The sequence below is a fragment of the Mycobacterium sp. E2733 genome, assembly GCF_001667585.1.
GTDB lineage: Bacteria > Actinomycetota > Actinomycetes > Mycobacteriales > Mycobacteriaceae > Mycobacterium.
Genome location: NZ_LZJZ01000006.1, coordinates 40,658 through 57,694 on the forward strand (window position 1 = coordinate 40,658; position 17,037 = coordinate 57,694).

16 protein-coding genes are annotated in these 17,037 nt (G+C 68.4%); 6 read left to right on the plus strand and 10 right to left on the minus strand.

Annotation, left to right across the window (positions count from 1 at the left end; translation table 11 throughout):
• Position 1: 1 nt before the first annotated feature.
• The 5 genes from A5678_RS00160 to A5678_RS00180 form a co-directional block, all read right to left on the minus strand.
• The gene (locus tag A5678_RS00160) at positions 2-1,045 is read right to left on the minus strand and encodes an ABC transporter permease (protein WP_068036625.1); all 1,044 of its coding nucleotides are present in this window, start codon (positions 1,043-1,045) and stop codon (positions 2-4) included.
• A 365-nt stretch (positions 1,046-1,410) separates the two neighbouring features.
• Positions 1,411-1,923 (minus strand): GNAT family N-acetyltransferase, encoded by a 513-nt coding sequence (locus A5678_RS00165; RefSeq protein ID WP_156746700.1) that lies wholly within the window; start codon positions 1,921-1,923, stop codon positions 1,411-1,413.
• Positions 1,924-1,927: 4 nt separating this feature from the next.
• Positions 1,928-4,156, minus strand: a complete 2,229-nt coding sequence (locus A5678_RS00170) for an MMPL family transporter (RefSeq protein WP_068036633.1) — start codon at positions 4,154-4,156, stop codon at positions 1,928-1,930.
• A gap of 243 nt (positions 4,157-4,399) precedes the next feature.
• Positions 4,400-5,272, minus strand: coding sequence for an SAM-dependent methyltransferase (locus tag A5678_RS00175; RefSeq protein WP_068036636.1), 873 nt, complete (start codon positions 5,270-5,272; stop codon positions 4,400-4,402).
• Positions 5,273-5,276: 4 nt separating this feature from the next.
• Positions 5,277-5,639, minus strand: a complete 363-nt coding sequence (locus A5678_RS00180) for a DUF3054 domain-containing protein (RefSeq protein ID WP_197501995.1) — start codon at positions 5,637-5,639, stop codon at positions 5,277-5,279.
• A gap of 68 nt (positions 5,640-5,707) precedes the next feature.
• Here A5678_RS00180 and A5678_RS00185 point away from each other — a divergent pair, with 68 nt between their 5' ends.
• From A5678_RS00185 to A5678_RS00210, 6 genes are all read left to right on the plus strand, one after another.
• Positions 5,708-6,454 carry an SDR family NAD(P)-dependent oxidoreductase gene (locus tag A5678_RS00185; RefSeq protein ID WP_068036637.1) on the plus strand — a complete coding sequence of 249 codons (747 nt, stop codon included), beginning with the start codon at positions 5,708-5,710 and terminating at the stop codon, positions 6,452-6,454.
• 27 nt (positions 6,455-6,481) lie between these two features.
• Complete coding sequence (locus A5678_RS00190) at positions 6,482-7,666, plus strand: acyl-CoA dehydrogenase (protein ID WP_068036638.1); 1,185 nt, start codon at positions 6,482-6,484, stop codon at positions 7,664-7,666.
• Positions 7,667-7,677: 11 nt separating this feature from the next.
• Entirely contained in the window at positions 7,678-8,826 is a 1,149-nt protein-coding gene (locus A5678_RS00195; RefSeq protein ID WP_068036643.1) for an acyl-CoA dehydrogenase family protein, read from the plus strand.
• Complete coding sequence (locus tag A5678_RS00200) at positions 8,826-9,488, plus strand: TetR/AcrR family transcriptional regulator (protein WP_068036645.1); 663 nt, start codon at positions 8,826-8,828, stop codon at positions 9,486-9,488. The genes A5678_RS00195 and A5678_RS00200 overlap by 1 nt, the downstream gene beginning before the upstream one ends.
• A gap of 29 nt (positions 9,489-9,517) precedes the next feature.
• Positions 9,518-10,105, plus strand: a complete 588-nt coding sequence (locus A5678_RS00205; protein WP_231983536.1) for a hypothetical protein — start codon at positions 9,518-9,520, stop codon at positions 10,103-10,105.
• A 697-nt stretch (positions 10,106-10,802) separates the two neighbouring features.
• Complete coding sequence (locus tag A5678_RS00210; RefSeq protein ID WP_068036646.1) at positions 10,803-12,194, plus strand: NAD(P)/FAD-dependent oxidoreductase; 1,392 nt, start codon at positions 10,803-10,805, stop codon at positions 12,192-12,194.
• Here A5678_RS00210 and A5678_RS00215 read toward each other — a convergent pair.
• From A5678_RS00215 to A5678_RS00235, 5 genes are all read right to left on the minus strand, one after another.
• Positions 12,191-13,417 (minus strand): O-succinylhomoserine sulfhydrylase, encoded by a 1,227-nt coding sequence (locus tag A5678_RS00215; protein ID WP_068036647.1) that lies wholly within the window; start codon positions 13,415-13,417, stop codon positions 12,191-12,193. The genes A5678_RS00210 and A5678_RS00215 overlap by 4 nt on opposite strands.
• Positions 13,414-13,845, minus strand: coding sequence for a rhodanese-like domain-containing protein (locus A5678_RS00220; RefSeq protein ID WP_068036650.1), 432 nt, complete (start codon positions 13,843-13,845; stop codon positions 13,414-13,416). The genes A5678_RS00215 and A5678_RS00220 overlap by 4 nt, the downstream gene beginning before the upstream one ends.
• A complete protein-coding gene (gene purT / locus A5678_RS00225) occupies positions 13,842-15,023 on the minus strand; it encodes a formate-dependent phosphoribosylglycinamide formyltransferase (RefSeq protein ID WP_231983537.1) in 1,182 nt (393 codons plus the stop codon). The genes A5678_RS00220 and purT overlap by 4 nt, the downstream gene beginning before the upstream one ends.
• A 71-nt stretch (positions 15,024-15,094) precedes the next feature.
• Positions 15,095-15,742, minus strand: a complete 648-nt coding sequence (locus A5678_RS00230; protein ID WP_068036654.1) for a PaaI family thioesterase — start codon at positions 15,740-15,742, stop codon at positions 15,095-15,097.
• Positions 15,739-17,037 (minus strand): adenylosuccinate synthase, encoded by a 1,299-nt coding sequence (locus A5678_RS00235; protein WP_068036655.1) that lies wholly within the window; start codon positions 17,035-17,037, stop codon positions 15,739-15,741. Before A5678_RS00235 ends, A5678_RS00230 begins: the two co-directional genes overlap by 4 nt.

Genomic DNA, 17,037 nt, shown 5'->3' on the forward strand with positions numbered 1-17,037 from the left:
ACTATCCGGCCCCAAACGCCATGACCGGGTCGATCGCCACCGCGCGCCGCAATCCCGCCAGGCTCGCCAACAGGCCGACACCCACCGCGGTCCCCACCAACGACAGGAAGGCCGAGGGGGTCACCACCACGAGCATCGGGAACAGCGGGCCGAGCAGCACGGCCAGCAGCCCACCCAGCATCGCCGCGACCAACGCGACGAGCACGGCCTGAAGCATGAGCCCGGCGAGCACCGACTGAGTGGCGACACCGAGCGCTTTGAACACGGCGAAGTCGCGGGTGCGTTCCAGCGCGGACAGGTAGATCAGCGACCCCACGATCGACGCGGCCACTGCCCACAACAGGATCACCAGGTACGACATCGCCAGCCGCGCCATATGCAGCGGGCGAATCATGTCATCGACCGCGGCGCTGCGGTCGACGACGCGATAGCCGGCGGGCACTTGCGTGGGCACGCCGCGCAGACCGATGGCCGAAATCACGTGCTGCGCGGAAAACATCAACCGCTGTGCCGTGGCGACGGTGACGAACGCGTTGGGCTGGCCCGCGAGCGTGGTGGACTTGTTGACCAGCCCGACGATCCGCAACGTTTGCGATCCCACCTCGACGTTGTCGCCGATGGATCGCTTCAGCGTGGTCGACATGGCGACCTCGTCGGGATTCGACGGTGCCCGCCCCGCCACGATCGGTGGCATCTCCTGCTCGGGCAGGCCGTACACGTTCAGGTTTTCCGGCAGGCGCCGGTCTTGCAGGATCGTGTTGCCGTAGACCACCGGGATCGCCGATTCGACGCCCGGAAGCTTGGCGACGTCCCGCAATTCGGCCTCCGGGAACCTCGATGAACCGATGAAGGGTCCGACCGCGCCCGCCTTGATGAGGTAGTGGTCGATGCCGATCGAGTCGGCCAGGCGCTGGGCCTCGACCCGAGTCCCGATCATCAGCCCGGTGATGATGAGCGTCATCGCGAACACCATTCCGGTGCCGACGGCCGCGATGATGAAGCGTCGCTGCCGCCATTGCATGTCCCGTATGGCGGTAATCAACATCGGCGTCCGCAGCCGCTCTTGCAAGCCATCAATAGCCCACACGGCTTGACCTCCGATCTTCTTTCTCAACAAGAGTCGCCCGGAACACGGCGTGGCGCGTAGAGCCGAAGGGCCTTGATCGGACGGACCTACGCCCCGCTTTTCCGGCGGGCCCGATTCGCTGTGTCTGCGTCATTCCTGCAGGTCACGCGCACCAAGTCCGGTCGATATGGCGGCGCACGCGATCAGGCCGGGAAATGTGACGAGAACGCATTGACCGAATACGGTCCGTGCAATTAGCCGCGCGCCCAATAACACCGATCGCGAAGATGCATATCACATCCGATATCGAAAATCGAATCCAGGGCGGGATGCGCACGGCGACCTCACCGACCGTCGGGAACCAGCCACTTCTCGAACGCGATCGGGACGAACGGCCCCCAGGACGGCAACGGGTCGGCGGGAACCCGCGTGTACCCGGTCGCGTCGTACAGCGCCTCGGCCTCGGGTTGCCGGTTGCCGGTGATCAGGTAGAGCCGCCGGTACCCGCGCGCGGCGGTCTCCGCCTCGAGCGCCGCCAACAGGACACTCGCGTACCCGCGGCGCCGATGGGCACGGTCGGTCCAGATCCGCTTGAGCTCGGCGGTCTGGGCGTCGTAACGCCGGAACGCCCCGCCGGTGACCGGCACGCCATCCAGCACTCCGATCAGCAATCCGCCGTCCGGCGGGGCCAACTCGGCCTCCGGCACCGGCAACCAGGACAGGTGCGTGCTGGGCGTGCCGCCGTAGCGCTGCGCGTACTCGTCGGCCAGCTCGGCCAGCAGGGGCTGCGCGAGCGGTTCGTCGTGGGTGGCCGTCACGAACCGCAGCCGGTGACTGGGGCTTGATTGGTGCACCACGTGATCATCCAACGCCTCTGACCGCGACACATTCCATTCGGGCATCCCCCCGTCGGCGAAGCCGTGCCAGCGGTGCGGGCGCCCACCAGTTCAGGCCGCCGAACACGTGCATGAAAGCCGGGACGAGCAGCACCCGCACCAGCGTTGCGTCGACCAAGACGGCAAGGGTCAGACCCACACCGAACATCCGCATGAAGGAGACCTCCGCGGAAGTCAGGGCGGCGAACGAGATCGACATCAACAGCGCTGCCGCCGTGATGATCCGGCCCGTTCGCGCGACGCCCGACGCGATGCTCTCGTCGTTGTCGGCACACGTGCGGTCCGAGGCCAGCCAGTACTCGCGGATGCGGGACAACAGGAAAACCTCATAGTCCATGGACAATCCGAACGCGATGCAGAACATCAACACCGGGATATTGGCCACCAGCGTGCCGGTCGGGGTGGTGCCCAATGCACCCAGATGCCCGTCCTGGAAGATCCACACCAATGCGCCGAATCCCGCCGTCAACGACAGCATGTTGAGCAGCACCGCCTTGACGGGCAGCACCACGCTGCCGGTGAGCAGGAAAAGCAACACCATCATGACGCAAGCGACGAAACCGAACAGCAATGGCAATCGCGACGTGATCGCTTTGACGGAGTCGCGATTCATCTGGGCCAACCCGGCCAGCTCGACCTGGCGGCCCCCGGGCACCGGAACCGCATGCAAGCGGTCCAACTGCGCGCCCGACGCCGCCGAATACAACGGCGCGCTGCTGGCCACCGTCAGATAGGCGCTGCCGCCTGCCATTCCGGCGGCCGGAGTCGGTGGTCCTTTCCGGTCACCGGCGATGAAGGTTCCGGTCGGTGCGGACACCGCCGATACGTCGGGTACGCGCGACAGCCGGGCGGCGTACTCGTCAAGATCCAGCGTTGTCAGACCCTCCGCACGCGGGATGACGACCCGCACCCCGGTCCCGGAATCGGGGCCGAAGTCGTGCCGGATCCGGTCGCTGACGGCGCGCGCCGACGATGCCGCCGGGAGCACCCGATCGTCGGGATACCCCCATTTGATGCCGAGGAATGGTGCGCCCAAAGCCAGCAGGAGGGCGACGATCGCCAAGCCGATCGGGATCGCGTGACGCATGGCCAGCTTGGCCGTCCGGTACCAAAAGGTCTGCTCAATGGTCGCCGGCGGTGATTGGGGGCGGCGAAAGACCCTGCGTCCCAAGTCCCAAACGTTGAGTGTGTCAAGCCGGTCGCCCAATAACACGATCACCGCGGGCGCGACCACCATTGCGGCCAGGGCCGCGAAAGCCACCACCGCGACGCCGGCGTAGGCGAAGGACCTCAGGAAGTACATCGGAAATATCACCAATGCGGCCAGTGCGAGGGCCACGGTCAGGGCGGAGAACAGCACGGTGCGTCCGGCCGTGGCCATCGTGCGCGGAAGGGCTTCGGCGGGGGGCAGTCCGTCGGCCAGTTCGTCGCGATAACGGCTGATGATCAGCAGCGTGTAGTCGATGCCCAGCGCCAGAGCCAGCGCCACCGCCACGTTCACCGCGAAGATGGATACGTCCGCGACCAGCGCGACCGCACGCAACACCGCCAGTGAGCCCAGGATTGCGAGGCCGCCGACGAGAATCGGCAGTGCGGCGGCCAGCAAGCCACCGAAGACCCATACCAGCGCAGCGAAACTCAACGGGATGGCGACGAATTCCATTCGCAGCAGGTCATTTTGGGTCTGCCGGTTGAGCTCTTCGTAGATGATGGCCATGCCTCCGGCCTGCACGGTCACGCCGTCGCGGTCGCGCGTCAGCCGGTCCGCGAGCTCCAACGCGAGCTTGGGCGCGCTGGTCTCCCCGCCGTTGAGGGCGGCCACGATCAGCGCGGACTTCCCGTCGCGGCTGACCAATCCCGGCTGCGGCGCATCCCACGGTGACGCCACCTGCGCGACGAACGGCGACTGGGCCAGCTGCCGGACGATGTCCACGCCCACCGTCCGGGCGGGACCCTGGCTGACGCCGCTTTGCGATCGGACGAGCAGCGTCATCTCCATGTCACCCTGATGGAACTTCTCGGCCAGAATCGCTGTCGCACGGGCGGATTCGGCCGTCTGGTCCAGGAACCCGCCGCCGGGCAGAGTCGCCGCGGCCGGGATGCCGAAGACGGCGGCTACGACCGCCAGGAACATCGCGCTTGCGATCACTCGTCGCGGAGCGGCGATGGCGATCAGGGCCAGTCGCGATAGCATGTGCGTCCTCCGGGCTCATGGCTGTCGATCCCCCCGATCGGTCTGGGTCTGGCCCCCCGGTGTGGGTTAGCTACTCGCGGCGCCGCACGGACGCGATGCGGACGGCTCGGTGGATCTGCATGGCGTCCCCTTCCATCGCGGCCCATAAAGCGGGTACGACGTTAGGGCGCATCAAGTTCAAGGATCCGACGAACTAATTTAAGTTAATTAACCGTTAAACGACTTAAGAGGGGGGACCTATGGTCACGGCCGCGTGGCGGTGAGGTATTCGGGGAGGAACTCGGTGTCGCTGGCGCGGCGGCGCCGCCTCGTCGGCAGTCCCACCCCTGCCAGCAGCTCGGTGACTTTGCGCTGCATCGTCTCCCAGCCGCGGGCGGTCAAATACTCGGGGACGTAATGGTATTGCCCCGCATGGGTCAGGCTGGCCAGGTCGACGTCCACCCCGTTCTGGCGCAAGCCGTCGACAAACGACCGCTCCGCCTCCAGCTGCAACGGTGTCCAAATGGGCATATGGTCGGCGGCGAACCGGCTGCCGGCGGCGCTCATCGCGGTGACGCCCTGCAGCAGGCGGTCCTGCACTAAAGGGGTGAGATACCCGATCAGCAGCTGCTCGGCGATCCACACCGTGAGCGCGGTGGCGTCGAAGCCGACCCGCCGCAGGGCGGCCGGCCAATCCTGGTGCAGCGCGACGCCGACGGCGCGCCGGCTCGCCGTCAGTTCGGCGCCCAGCCCGCGCAGCGCTTCGGCTTTGAAGTCGAGCACCTCGGGCCGGTCGATCTCGTAAACGGTTGTCCCCGGCGGCCACCACAGCCGGTAGGGCCGGGTGTCCAGACCCGACGCCAGGATCACCACCTGGCGGAGGCCCGCCCTCCCGGCGTCGGCGACGAACTGGTCGACGAACCGGGTGTGCGCCGCGCAGGCGTCGAGGAACCGCGGACCGTCGGCGTCGTCCGCGCCGAACCGGTCGTCGTCTATCAGCCGCACGAAGTGGTCGACCCCGGCGGCGCGCACCAACGGTTCGGCGAACGGATCGTCCAGCATCCCCCTGTTGGTGGCGACGGCCCGCGCGGCGGCCCCGAATGCCGCGGTGACCGCCACGCCCGTCGTCGCCGCCATGGCTCTACACGCCGGACCGGCGCCGCACGGTCAGCCCGACGACCGCCCGCCAGCCGAGCAACAACAAGGCGGTGACCGACGCCGCGACCACCACGAAACTCGCCGCCACGCCCGCGGAGCCGGCCTTGCGCAACACCATGCCGACGACGACGGTGCACAGCCAGACGACCACCCCGGTCGGCACCACCGCGGTGGGGCGCCGCCAGGCGCGGGATGCCAGCCAGCCCGCGACGGTTCCGGTGAGAAACGGCCACGCGGTCGACGCGACGCCGGCGATGTCGAGCCCTTCGTCGTGGCTGCGACGCCCGGCCGCGCAGAACACCAGCACACCGATGACGTCCATGACCAGCCACAGGAGCCGTCGCATGCAGCGAGAGTACCGGGCACGCCGCCGGCCTTGACCCCGTCGCCGAGCTGAACCTAAATTCGTCAACAATGAATCCACATTCAGAGCGGCGCCTGGCCGTCGTGACCGGGGCCGGTTCGGGCATCGGCAGGGCGATCGCGTTGGCGTTCGCCGCGCAGGGCGCCCGGGTGATCGCCGCCGACCTCGACTACGCCGGCGCCGCGGCCACCGCCAAGGAGCACCCCGGGCTGATCACCGCGCTTCCGGTGGACGTCGCCGACCCGGCCCAGGTCGACGCCCTGCGGGACGCGACACACGCCGAAGCCGGTGTGCCCGACATCGTCGTCAATGCCGCGGGTTGGGATCGCACCGACCAATTCCTCAATGCGACACCGGAATTCGCGGCCAAGGTGGTCGCGATCAACTACCTGGGGCCGGTGCACGTCTGCAGCGCGTTCCTGCCCGGAATGATCGAGACGCACGCCGGCGGGCGCGTCGTCAACCTGGCCAGTGACGCCGGCCGCGTCGGGAGCGCGGGGGAATCGATCTACGCCGGCGCCAAGGGCGGGGTCATCGCGTTGACCAAGTCGTTGGCCCGCGAGATGGCCCGCCACCAGATCACCGTGAACTGCGTGTGCCCGGGCCCCACCGACACGCCGCTGTTCCACGCCCAGCCCGAGAAGCTGAAAGAGGCGCTGGTCAAGGCCATCCCGTTTCGCCGCCTGGCGCGACCCGAGGAGGTTGCCGCGCCCGTGCTGTTCTTCGCGTCGCCCGCCGCGTCGTTCATCACCGGGCAGGTGATCAGCGTCAGCGGCGGCCTGACGATGGCTGGTTAGCGGCCGGTTAGTGGCAGGCTGAGACCCATGAGCACCCACAAACCTCCCGCCTTCGACCGGTACGACCCCTTGGGCCTGGACGCCTCCCTGTCCGACGACGAGCGCGCGGTGCGCGACACCGTCAGAGAGTTCTGCGCCGAACATGTCCTGCCCTACGTCTCGGAGTGGTTCGAGATCGGCGACCTGCCCGTGCGCGAACTCGCCAAAGGATTCGGCCAGCTCGGCCTGCTGGGCATGCACCTGGAGGGCTACGGGTGCGGCGGTGCCTCCGCCGTGCACTACGGCCTGGCCTGCGTGGAGCTGGAGGCCGCCGACTCCGGCTTGCGGTCGATGGTCTCCGTGCAGGGATCGCTGGCGATGTTCGCGATCTGGAATTTCGGCTCCGAGGAGCAGAAGCAGCAGTGGCTGCCCGCGATGGCGTCGGGCGAACTGCTGGGGTGTTTCGGGCTGACCGAACCCGATGTGGGGTCGGATCCGGCCGCGATGAAAACCCGTGCGCGGCGCGACGGTTCGGACTGGGTGCTCGACGGCCGCAAGCTCTGGATCACCAACGGCTCGGTCGCCGACGTCGCGATCGTGTGGGCCGCCACCGACGACGGCATTCGCGGTTTCATCGTCCCGACCAAGACGCCGGGCTTCTCCGCCAACACAATTCACCACAAGCTCTCACTGCGGGCCTCGATCACCAGCGAGCTGGTGCTCGACGACGTGCGGCTGCCCGCCGACGCCATGCTGCCCGAGGCGAAAGGCCTGCGGGGGCCGCTGTCCTGTTTGTCCGAGGCGCGCTACGGGATCATCTGGGGTTCGATGGGCGCGGCGCGGTCGGCCTGGCAGGCCGCGCTCGACTATGCCAGGCAGCGCACGCAATTCGGCCGCCCGATCGCCGGATTCCAGTTGACCCAGGCGAAGCTCGTCGACATGGCGGTCGAGCTGCACAAGGGGCAGCTGCTGTCGCTGCACCTGGGCCGCCTCAAGGACAGCGTCGGCCTGCGTCCCGAGCAGGTCAGCTTCGGCAAGCTGAACAACACCCGGGAAGCCATCGAGATCTGCCGGACCGCTCGAACCATTCTGGGCGGCAACGGCATATCGCTCGAGTATCCGGTCATCCGGCACATGGTCAACCTGGAGTCGGTGCTGACCTACGAGGGCACGCCCGAAATGCACCAGCTCGTGCTGGGCCAGGCGTTCACCGGTAGCGACGCCTTCCGGTAACCGGGGAAGACATGGCCGCCCGTCTGGAGTACACGCAGGAACATCACCAGTTCCGGCAGTTGGTGCGGGATTTCGTGCGCCAGACGGTGGTGCCCGGGCACGAGGACGGGGAGAAGCGGGGCCAGTGGGACCGCTCGCTGTTCATCGAGGCGGGAAAGCTTGGGCTGCTCGGCTTCTCGGTGCCCGAGCAGCTCGGCGGCCCGGGGGTCAACGACTTTCGCTACAACGCGATCGTCATCGACCAACTGCAGCGGGCCGGGGCGGCGGCCGAGGCCATCGCGTTCACGCTGCAAAACGACGTGGTGCTGCCCTATCTCACCGACCTGACCACGCCCGAGCAACAACGGCGCTGGCTGCCCGGCGTGGTGACCGGCGAGACGGTCCTCGGCATCGCCATGACCGAGCCCGGCACCGGCAGCGATCTGGCCGGCATCCGCACCGCGGCGGTGCGGGACGGCGACCACTACGTCGTCAATGGCGCCAAGACGTTCATCTCCAACGGCCAATGCGGCGACCTGTTCGTCGTCGCGGTGCGGACGTCACCCGATCGCCACCAGGGGCTGTCGCTGCTGGTGGTCGACGCCGACACCCCGGGTTTCTCCCGGGGCCGCAACCTGGAGAAGATCGGCCTGCACGCCCAGGACACCAGCGAGCTGACGTTCACCGACATGCGGGTGCCGGCGGCCAACCTGCTCGGAGAGGAGGGCAGGGGCTTCTACCAGCTGATGCAGAACCTCCCCCAGGAGCGGCTCGCGCTGGGGGTGGGGGCGGTGGCCGCCGCCGAAAGTATCCTGGCCGAAACGCTGGAATACGTGCGCGGACGCAAGGCGTTCGGCACGCCGATCGCCGGCTTCCAGCACAGCCAATTCGTGCTCGCCGAGGTGGCGACCGAAATCGACATCGCCCGAACGTATCTCGACGACTGCCTGGCCCAGCACCTCACCGGGGAGCTGACGGCCGCGCGGGCCGCGCGGCTGAAATGGTGGACCACCGACCTGCAGGTGCGCACCGCCGACCGCTGCCTGCAGCTGCACGGCGGCTACGGCTACATGCGCGAGTACCCCGTGGCGCGCGCGTTCGTCGACGCCCGCATCCAGACCATCTACGGCGGGACCAACGAGATCATGAAGACGATCGTCGCCAAGGACCTGGGCATCTGATGGCCGTCGATTACGGCTCCCTCCCCGTCGGGGAGGCCGTCCGCGCCGCCCGGACCAGCGCGCGGCGCCGCCAGGTGCTCGACGCCGCGGTCAAGCTGATGGGGGCGCGCGGCTTCCACCAGATGTCCATGCAGGATCTGGCCGCCGAGGCGAAGGTGAGCGTCGGCCTCATCTACACCTACTTCGGCGGCAAGGAGGACCTGCTGCTCGCGACGATCGTGCGGATCCTCGATGTGTTCCGCGATCAGCTGGCGCCCGTGATGGCCGCCGCCGGCGCCGACGTCGTGGACCAGCTTGCCGCGGGCATCGGCCGCTACATCGAGATAGTGGACGAGAACCTCGACGGCGTGGTGCTGACCTATCGGGAGAGCCGGACACTGGCGCCGGCCGATCGGGCGAGGATCAAGGAACTCGAAATCGCCACCGCCGCACCGCTGCGCGCGGTCATCGAAACCGGGATCGCCACGGGCGTCTTCCGCGACGCCGACGTCGACCTCACCGTGTTCGACATCATGCTGCTCGCCCACGGTTGGGCGCTCAAGCACTGGCATTTCGGGCCGGCCTACACCCGCGACGAGTACATCCGGCTGCAGACCCGCCACCTGCTCCACGCACTGGTGCGCGACGACCGTCGCGCCGACTACGCATACGTGCTGGAATGAAAGCCATGAGACGCACCGCGCTCCGCAACATGGCCGCCGCGATCGCGTTGGGCGCAGTCGTCGCGGCGCCCACGGCCGGCGCCGACCCCACCGTCGCGCTGCCCCCGATGACGTCGAGCGGGGGCGGCCCGATCATCGGCGGCCTCAGCAACGCCGGGATCGCCCAGCAGCTGTTCAGCTTCGGCACCCCCAACGTGCAGGAGGTCGACGGCTCGGCCGCGGCGCAATTCATCACGGCCGCCGCCGGCAGCGCCAATCCCCAACTGGCCGCGCCCTTCTCGCTGATGCGCCGGGCGCTGGCATGCCAGACGAACAACGCCGGGTTCGGGGCGCGCGCCTACCGGCGCAACGACGGGCAATGGGGAGGCGCGATGGTGGTCGCGGCCAAGAGCGCGACGCCCAACGCGGACGCCCTGGTGGGCTGCGCCAAGACGAATTGGCGCAGGGCCACGGCCGGCACGCAGAGCTCGCTCTGCAACAGCGGCTGGAGCACGCCCAACACCTACGAGAGCCGCCGCGGCGAGACGTACTACGTCCTGCTCGCCGGCACCGCCGACGACTTCTGCACCGCGGTCAACGGCAAATTCAAGGACAACTCGAACGGGTGGCCGTTCTAGCGGCTGCCTGCGGAACGGGTTGCGCGCGTGGCCTTTTCGTCGCCGAGCGGGTGATCAGGATATCCCGGGGCTAAGGGTAGGTTTACCATTCCAGGGTATTCCGGGCGGGCACAATTAATGCGGTCACATCTATTGGCGTAATGAATTCAATACATTCCGCGGGGCCGTGAAACTCCCGTCGAAAAGTCGACGCGCCCGATTTTCGAAATCCACTGGCGCAACGGCGAAGACGACGTAAACTTCCGCCATCGGGCAATCGGGCAATCGGGCAGACAACGCAAATTGTCCATCCATGAACGGGGTTGGTGTTATGTCACGATTGACCGGCAAAATCATTCTCGCAGCGATGCTGGGATTCACCGTCTGCGCGGCTTCGGCTTGTACGACGCCGATAACCATCGACTGCGGTCCGGGCCTGACCTGCCAGTAATAGCACGCCGGCGAATCAGGTCGCACTCCCTTCGGGCGGCCTGATTCGTTTATCCGCGGCTTCGGCAAGGGATCGCCCACCCCGGTCGGCGGGCGGTCCCTTGCCGAACCGCTGGCTTCATCCGAATTGCCCTGTGCTGCAGCCGGATCTGCGGGCCCCCGTGCCGATCTGCGCCTTGCCGTGACGTTCGCCCGGTCCAAGTCGTACGGTGGACATGCGTTGGAAAGCAGCGTGCGACCAGAACGACGAGGCCAATAAGGGGTAAGCATGTCGCGTCATCGCGTCGTCATCATCGGAAGCGGATTCGGCGGTCTGAAGGCGGCCAAGGCACTCAAACGGGCCCCCAAAGGATGCCAAGTGGACGTCACCTTGATCTCGAGGACGACCACCCACCTGTTCCAGCCGCTGCTGTACCAGGTGGCCACCGGCATCCTCTCCGAAGGCGACATCGCCCCGACCACCCGGCTGATCCTGCGCCGGCAGAAGAACGTCCGGGTGCTGTGGGGCGAGGTCAGCGGCGTCGACCTGACCGCGAAGACCGTGACGTCGCACCTGATGGGCATGGAGACGGTGACGCCCTTCGACAGCCTCATCGTGGCCGCCGGCGCGCAACAGTCCTATTTCGGCCACGACGAATACGCCGCCTTCGCGCCCGGCATGAAGAGCGTCGACGACGCCCTCGAGCTGCGCGCCCGCATCCTCGGCGCGTTCGAGGCCGCCGAAGTCGCCACCGACCCTGCCGAGCGGCAACGCCGACTGACGTTCGTGGTGGTCGGCGCCGGGCCCACCGGAGTCGAGCTGGCCGGCGAGATCGTCCAACTCGCCGAGCGCACCCTGGCCGGCGCGTTCCGGACGATCACGCCCAGCGAATGCCGGGTCATCCTGCTCGACGCGGCACCGGCGGTGTTGCCGCCCATGGGCGAAAAGCTCGGCCTCAAGGCGCAACGCCGGCTGCAGAAGATGGACGTCGAGATCCAGCTCAACGCGATGGTGACCGCGGTGGACTACATGGGCATCACCGTCAAGGACGCCGACGGCGGCGAGCGCCGCATCGAATGCGCGTGCAAGGTGTGGGCGGCGGGCGTGCAGGCCAGCGGGCTGGGCAAGATGGTCGCCGAGCAGTCCGACGGAACCGAGACCGACCGCGCCGGACGGGTCATCGTCGAGCCCGACCTCAGCGTCAAGGGGCATCCGTACGTGTTCGTCGTCGGCGACCTGATGTCCGTCCCCGGAGTGCCGGGCATGGCCCAGGGCGCCATCCAGGGCGCGCATTACGTCACCACGCTGATCAAGCAGGCGGTGAAGGGCCACGACGATCCGGCCAACCGCAAGCCGTTCAAGTACTTCGACAAGGGCAGCATGGCCCTGATCTCGCGATACAGCGCCGTCGCCAAGGTCGGCAAGCTGGAGTTCGGCGGCTTCATCGCCTGGTTGGCGTGGCTGCTGCTGCACCTGTTGTACCTGGTCGGGTTCCGCAACCGCCTTGCCGCCATGTTCTCCTGGGGAATCTCCTTCCTGGGCCGCACCCGTGGCCAGATGGCCATCACCAGCCAGATGATGTATGCCCGGCCGGTGGTGGATTGGGTGGAGCGTCAGGCGCAAGAGGGGACGCTGGCGGCGGCCGAACGCATCGACGCGGCCGAGAAACAGGCCGGTTAGCTCAGCGCCCGGTCGATGTCGGCGATCAGGTCGTCGGTGCCCTCCAGCCCGACCGAGATCCGGACCACGCCGTCGCCGAGGCCGATCGCCGCGCGGCCCTCCGGGCCCATCGCCCGGTGGGTGGTGGTGGCGGGATGGGTGACAAGGGATTTGGTGTCGCCCAGGTTGTTGGAGATGTCGATCAGGCGCAGCTTGTCCAACACCTCGAAGGCCCGTTGCTTGGCCTTGTCGTCGGGACAGTCCAGCGCGAAGGTGATCACCGTGCCGCCCCCGGACATCTGCCGCTTGGCGAGGTCGTATTGCGGGTGCGACGGCAGATAGGGGTAGCGCACCCAGCTCACTGCCGGATGGCTCTCCAGGAATTCCGCGATCCGGTGCGCCGAGGAGTTGCTGTGTTCGACCCGGATCGCCAGCGTCTCAAGGCCTTTCACCAGCACCCAGGCGTTGAACGCGCTCAGCGCCGGGCCGGTGTGCCGCATCAGCTTCTGCACCGGACCGTCGATGTACTCCTTGTCGCCGAGGATGGCGCCGCCAAGCACCCGGCCCTGACCGTCGATGTGCTTGGTGCCCGAGTACACCACCACGTCCACCCCGAGGGGAATGCCCTGCTGTAGCAGCGGTGTGGCAAAGACGTTGTCCAACACCACTTTTGCCCCCGCGGCGTGCGCGAGCTCGACCACCGCGGCAATATCCACCAGCGACTGCATCGGGTTGGACGGCGTCTCGAAGAACACCGCCGCGGTGGGGACGGACAGCGCCTCCTCCCACTGCGCCAGGTCATCGCCATCGACGAAAACCGTCTCGACGCCCCAGCGCGGCAGGATCTCGTTGCACACCACGAAGCACGACCCGAACAGGCTGCGCGCCGCGACCAGCCGGTCCCCGGCGCCCAGCAGCGCGCCCAGGGAGGTGAACACCGCGGCCATGCCGCTCGCGGTGGCGAACGCGGCGGGGGCGCCCTCGATCAGCCGCAACCGCTCCTCGAACATCGTCACGGTCGGGTTGCCGTAGCGGGAGTAGACGAAGTGGTCCAGCTCGCCGGTGAACGACTTCTCGGCGACGGCCGCCGAGGAGTAGACGTAGCCGGACGTCAAGAACATCGCCTCGGCGGTCTCGTCGAAACCGGACCGCAGGATTCCCCCGCGCACGCCGATGGTGGCCTGGCTGACGCCGTCGGGCAGCGCCTTGGGCGTGCGGACCGAACCCCCCGACGGGTGGGTCACAGCTGCTTCCAGGGCAATCCGATGGCGCGCCAGCCGGATTCGCCGCGCACTCCCTCGGCGTTCGGGTGGCCCTCGAACCCGTCCAGCACGTTGTAGGCCGGGGTGATGCCCGTCCGCGTGGCGACCTCGGCGGCGCCGATGGAGCGGTTGCCCGAGCGACACAGGAAGACGACCGGACGCTCAGCCTCGGTTTCGGGCACCCGGTCGCGCAGTTCGTCGGCGAAGTTGGCGTTGTACCTTCCGTCGGAGGTGTTCCACTCGATGAACACCACCTCGCGGCCCAGGCTGGACAGGTCGGGCACCCCGACGAACCGCCATTCGGCGTCGGTGCGCACGTCGACCAGCACAGCGTCGGGGTTCTCGCAAAGCAGTTCCCACGCCTGCTGGGGCGTGATGTCTCCGGCGTAGCCTGCGCGCTCTGTGCTCATGAACTCGGATCGTAACGAGGTTGTTGGGTCAGCCGGTTCGCCACCTCGCGGGCGCGCTCACGCGCGGCCGTCACCTCCGGCGCCGTCGCCAATGCCTGGTACCCGCGCCCGACGGCGCGGAGGTCGCTCTCCGGCACCGCCAGCGCCCCGGCCAGCGCGGCGGCCGGGGTGTCGGCACGCTCCACCCGGTGCGCCGCGCCCGGCGAAATCATCATGGTGTCCACCGGCAGGCCGAGGATGGTGCGGGCCTGCAGTTCGAACACCGAGAGCCGCTGGCTGCGCACCGTGACCCACGCGCTGTCGGCGGGGCGGGGCGTGACGTCGACGAAGTACACCTCGTCGCCGTTGATCATCAGCTCGACGCCGAAGACGCCGCGGCCGCCGAGCGCCTTGATGATCCGCGCGGCAATCGATTTGGCGGCGTCCATCGCCGCCGGGCTCATCTTCTGCGGTTGCCAGGACTCCAGCCCGCCGGCGGAACCCTCGCGGTGGCCGATGGGCGAGCAGAAGTCGATCACCGGTCCCTGGGGACCGTCGCTGCGCACCGCCAGCAGGGTGACGTAGAACTCGACCTCCACCACGGTTTCGGCCAGCACCCGGTGCTGCTCCCCCTGGCCTCCGGTGGCGCGCTGCCAGGCCGCCCCGATGTCGTCGGGGCCCGACGCCACCGACTGTCCCCGCCCGGCGGCGGCGAGCACCGGCCGCACCAGAAGCGGGTAGCCGGCGTGGGCGCCCACCGCCTCGAGTTCGTTGAGGGAGCCGACGAACCAGAACGGCGCGGTGGGCAGCCCCAACTCGTCGGCGGCCAGCCGGCGCAGGCCCTCGCGGTCGGCCGCGAGCCGGACCGCGCGAGCGCTGGGCACCAGCTGGGTGTGCGCGCCCTCGAGGCCCTCGAGCGCCTGGGTGGCGACGGCGTCGGTGGCGGTGACCACGAAGTCCGGCTGCAGCCCCCGGACCGCCGTCGTCAGCTCGTCGGGGTCGGTCATCGGTACCACCAGTGACTGGTCGGCCGCCCCGTGCGCGGGCGCGTCCGCGCGCTCGTCGACGGCGATCACCCGGGCGCCCAGCCGTCTCAGGGCGATCGCCAGTTCCCGGCTCAGCTCACCGGAACCCAGCAACACCACGCGCGGCCTGACGTCGGCTTCGTCCGCTTGCGCTTGCGGGGGCGCGGCGAGCACGGTCGTCTTGTCGTCTTGTCCTTCGGTCACGCCGTCAGTCACCGCTCAAGGATAGGTCGGGCGCGCATACCTCAAGGTTGACCGGGACGCAGCCGCACCATCAGCCCGTTGGCCTCCGCCAGCACCGCTTCGTCGCCGTCGCGCAGTTCGGCGGCCACGAACGCCTTGCGCCCCTCGGTGCTCGTGACGCGGCCGCGCACCGTCAGCGGCGCATCGATCGGGGTGACCTTGCGGTAGTCGACGTGCAGGAAGGCCGTCCGGCTGATGGGCCGCCCCGCGGCGTGCGACACCATGCCGAACACGTGGTCGAACAGCAGCGGCAGCACGCCGCCGTGCACGGCGTGGTTTCCGCCGACGTGAAACCGGCTGAAGTGGCCGGTCATCTCCACCCCGTCCGGCGCGTACTTCGTCAACGTCCAGGGCGGCAGCAGCAGGCTGCCCATGCCGGGCAGGTCGGGCGTGCGCCCGGCCGGCGCCTTGCCCTCGTCGGCCTGAAACGGGCCCAGCAGCTGCGCCAGGGCCGCGGCCCGGTCGGCCGCCTCGTCCCACAGGTCGTGAAGCTCTGGGCCGGGATCGGCGGACACGGCCAGGTCCTGCAGCTGGCGCATCGCCGCGACGAACCGGCCGAATCCCGGGCCGGGGCTGGCCGGGCCGTATTCGGGAAAGCCGCCGTGGTGCTCGTATTCGGGGTCGAGTTCTTTCGGGTCGGGCTCCGTCACGGGCGCGCCGCCAGGATGTCGCGGCGCACGATCGTCTGTTCCCGTCCCGGACCGACGCCGATGCACGAAACATGGGCTCCGGCAAGCTCTTCCAGCCGCAACACGTAGTCACGCGCCTTGGCGGGCAGGTCGTCGAATTCCCGGGCGTCCGAGATGTCCTCCCACCAGCCGGGCAACTCTTCGTAGATCGGCTCGGCGCGCGCGAGGTCGCTTTGCGTCATCGGCATGTCGTTGGTGCGCTCGCCATCTATGCGGTAACCGACGCAGATCGGCACCGTTTCGAGGCTGGAGAGCACGTCCAGTTTGGTCAGGAAGAAATCGGTGATGCCGTTCACCCGCGTGGCATAGCGGGCGATGACGGCGTCGAACCAGCCGCAGCGGCGCCGCCGCCCGGTGGTCACACCGAACTCGCCGCCGGTCTTGGACAGGTATTCGCCGTTCTCGTCGAACAGCTCGGTGGGGAACGGGCCGGAGCCCACGCGGGTCGTGTACGCCTTGAGGATCCCGAGCACGGTGGTGATGCGGGTGGGGCCGATGCCGGACCCGACGGCCGCGCCGCCGGCGGTCGGATTCGACGACGTCACGTACGGATACGTGCCGTGGTCGACGTCGAGCAGGGTGCCCTGGGAGCCCTCCAGCAACACCGTCTCACCAATCTCGAGCGCGGCGTTGAGCAGCCGTCGGGTGTCGCGGATGCGGTGGCGGAACCCCTCCGCCTGTTCCAAGAGGGCCTCGACGACCTGGTGCGGATCCAGCGCCTTGCGGTTGTAGATCTTGACCAGGATCTGGTTCTTGAGTTCCAGCGCGGCCTCGATCTTGTGGGTCAGCTGGTCGGGGTCGAGCACATCGGCGACCCGGATCCCCTGGCGGGCGATCTTGTCCTGGTAGCAGGGCCCGATGCCGCGGCCGGTGGTGCCGATCTTCTTGTTGCCCATGTAGCGCTCGGTGACCTTGTCGATGGCCACGTGGTAGGGCAGCAGCAGGTGTGCGTCGGCGGAGATCAACAGCTTGGTGGTATCCACGCCGCGGTCCTCGAGGCCTCTGAGCTCGTCGAGCAGCACCCCGGGATCGACCACCACGCCGTTGCCGATGACGTTGGTGACGCCGGGGGTGAGCACTCCCGACGGGATCAGGTGCAGCGCGAAGTTTTCGCCGTTGGGCAGGACGACGGTGTGCCCGGCGTTGTTGCCACCCTGATAGCGCACCACCCACTGCACGCGCCCACCCAGCAGGTCAGTGGCTTTACCTTTGCCCTCGTCGCCCCATTGGGCGCCGATGAGGACGACTGCCGGCAT

Bases quoted from the DNA above. Each gene is read 5' to 3' on its own strand.
- A5678_RS00160 (WP_068036625.1), bottom strand. From the start codon at position 1,045: ATGTTGATTACCGCCATACGGGACATGCAATGGCGGCAGCGACGCTTC.
- A5678_RS00170 (WP_068036633.1), bottom strand. From the start codon at position 4,156: ATGCTATCGCGACTGGCCCTGATCGCCATCGCCGCTCCGCGACGAGTG.
- A5678_RS00175 (WP_068036636.1), bottom strand. From the start codon at position 5,272: ATGGCGGCGACGACGGGCGTGGCGGTCACCGCGGCATTCGGGGCCGCC.
- A5678_RS00180 (WP_197501995.1), bottom strand. From the start codon at position 5,639: ATGCGACGGCTCCTGTGGCTGGTCATGGACGTCATCGGTGTGCTGGTG.
- A5678_RS00185 (WP_068036637.1), top strand. From the start codon at position 5,708: ATGAATCCACATTCAGAGCGGCGCCTGGCCGTCGTGACCGGGGCCGGT.
- A5678_RS00190 (WP_068036638.1), top strand. From the start codon at position 6,482: ATGAGCACCCACAAACCTCCCGCCTTCGACCGGTACGACCCCTTGGGC.
- A5678_RS00195 (WP_068036643.1), top strand. From the start codon at position 7,678: ATGGCCGCCCGTCTGGAGTACACGCAGGAACATCACCAGTTCCGGCAG.
- A5678_RS00200 (WP_068036645.1), top strand. From the start codon at position 8,826: ATGGCCGTCGATTACGGCTCCCTCCCCGTCGGGGAGGCCGTCCGCGCC.
- A5678_RS00205 (WP_231983536.1), top strand. From the start codon at position 9,518: ATGGCCGCCGCGATCGCGTTGGGCGCAGTCGTCGCGGCGCCCACGGCC.
- A5678_RS00210 (WP_068036646.1), top strand. From the start codon at position 10,803: ATGTCGCGTCATCGCGTCGTCATCATCGGAAGCGGATTCGGCGGTCTG.
- A5678_RS00220 (WP_068036650.1), bottom strand. From the start codon at position 13,845: ATGAGCACAGAGCGCGCAGGCTACGCCGGAGACATCACGCCCCAGCAG.
- A5678_RS00235 (WP_068036655.1), bottom strand. From the start codon at position 17,037: ATGCCGGCAGTCGTCCTCATCGGCGCCCAATGGGGCGACGAGGGCAAA.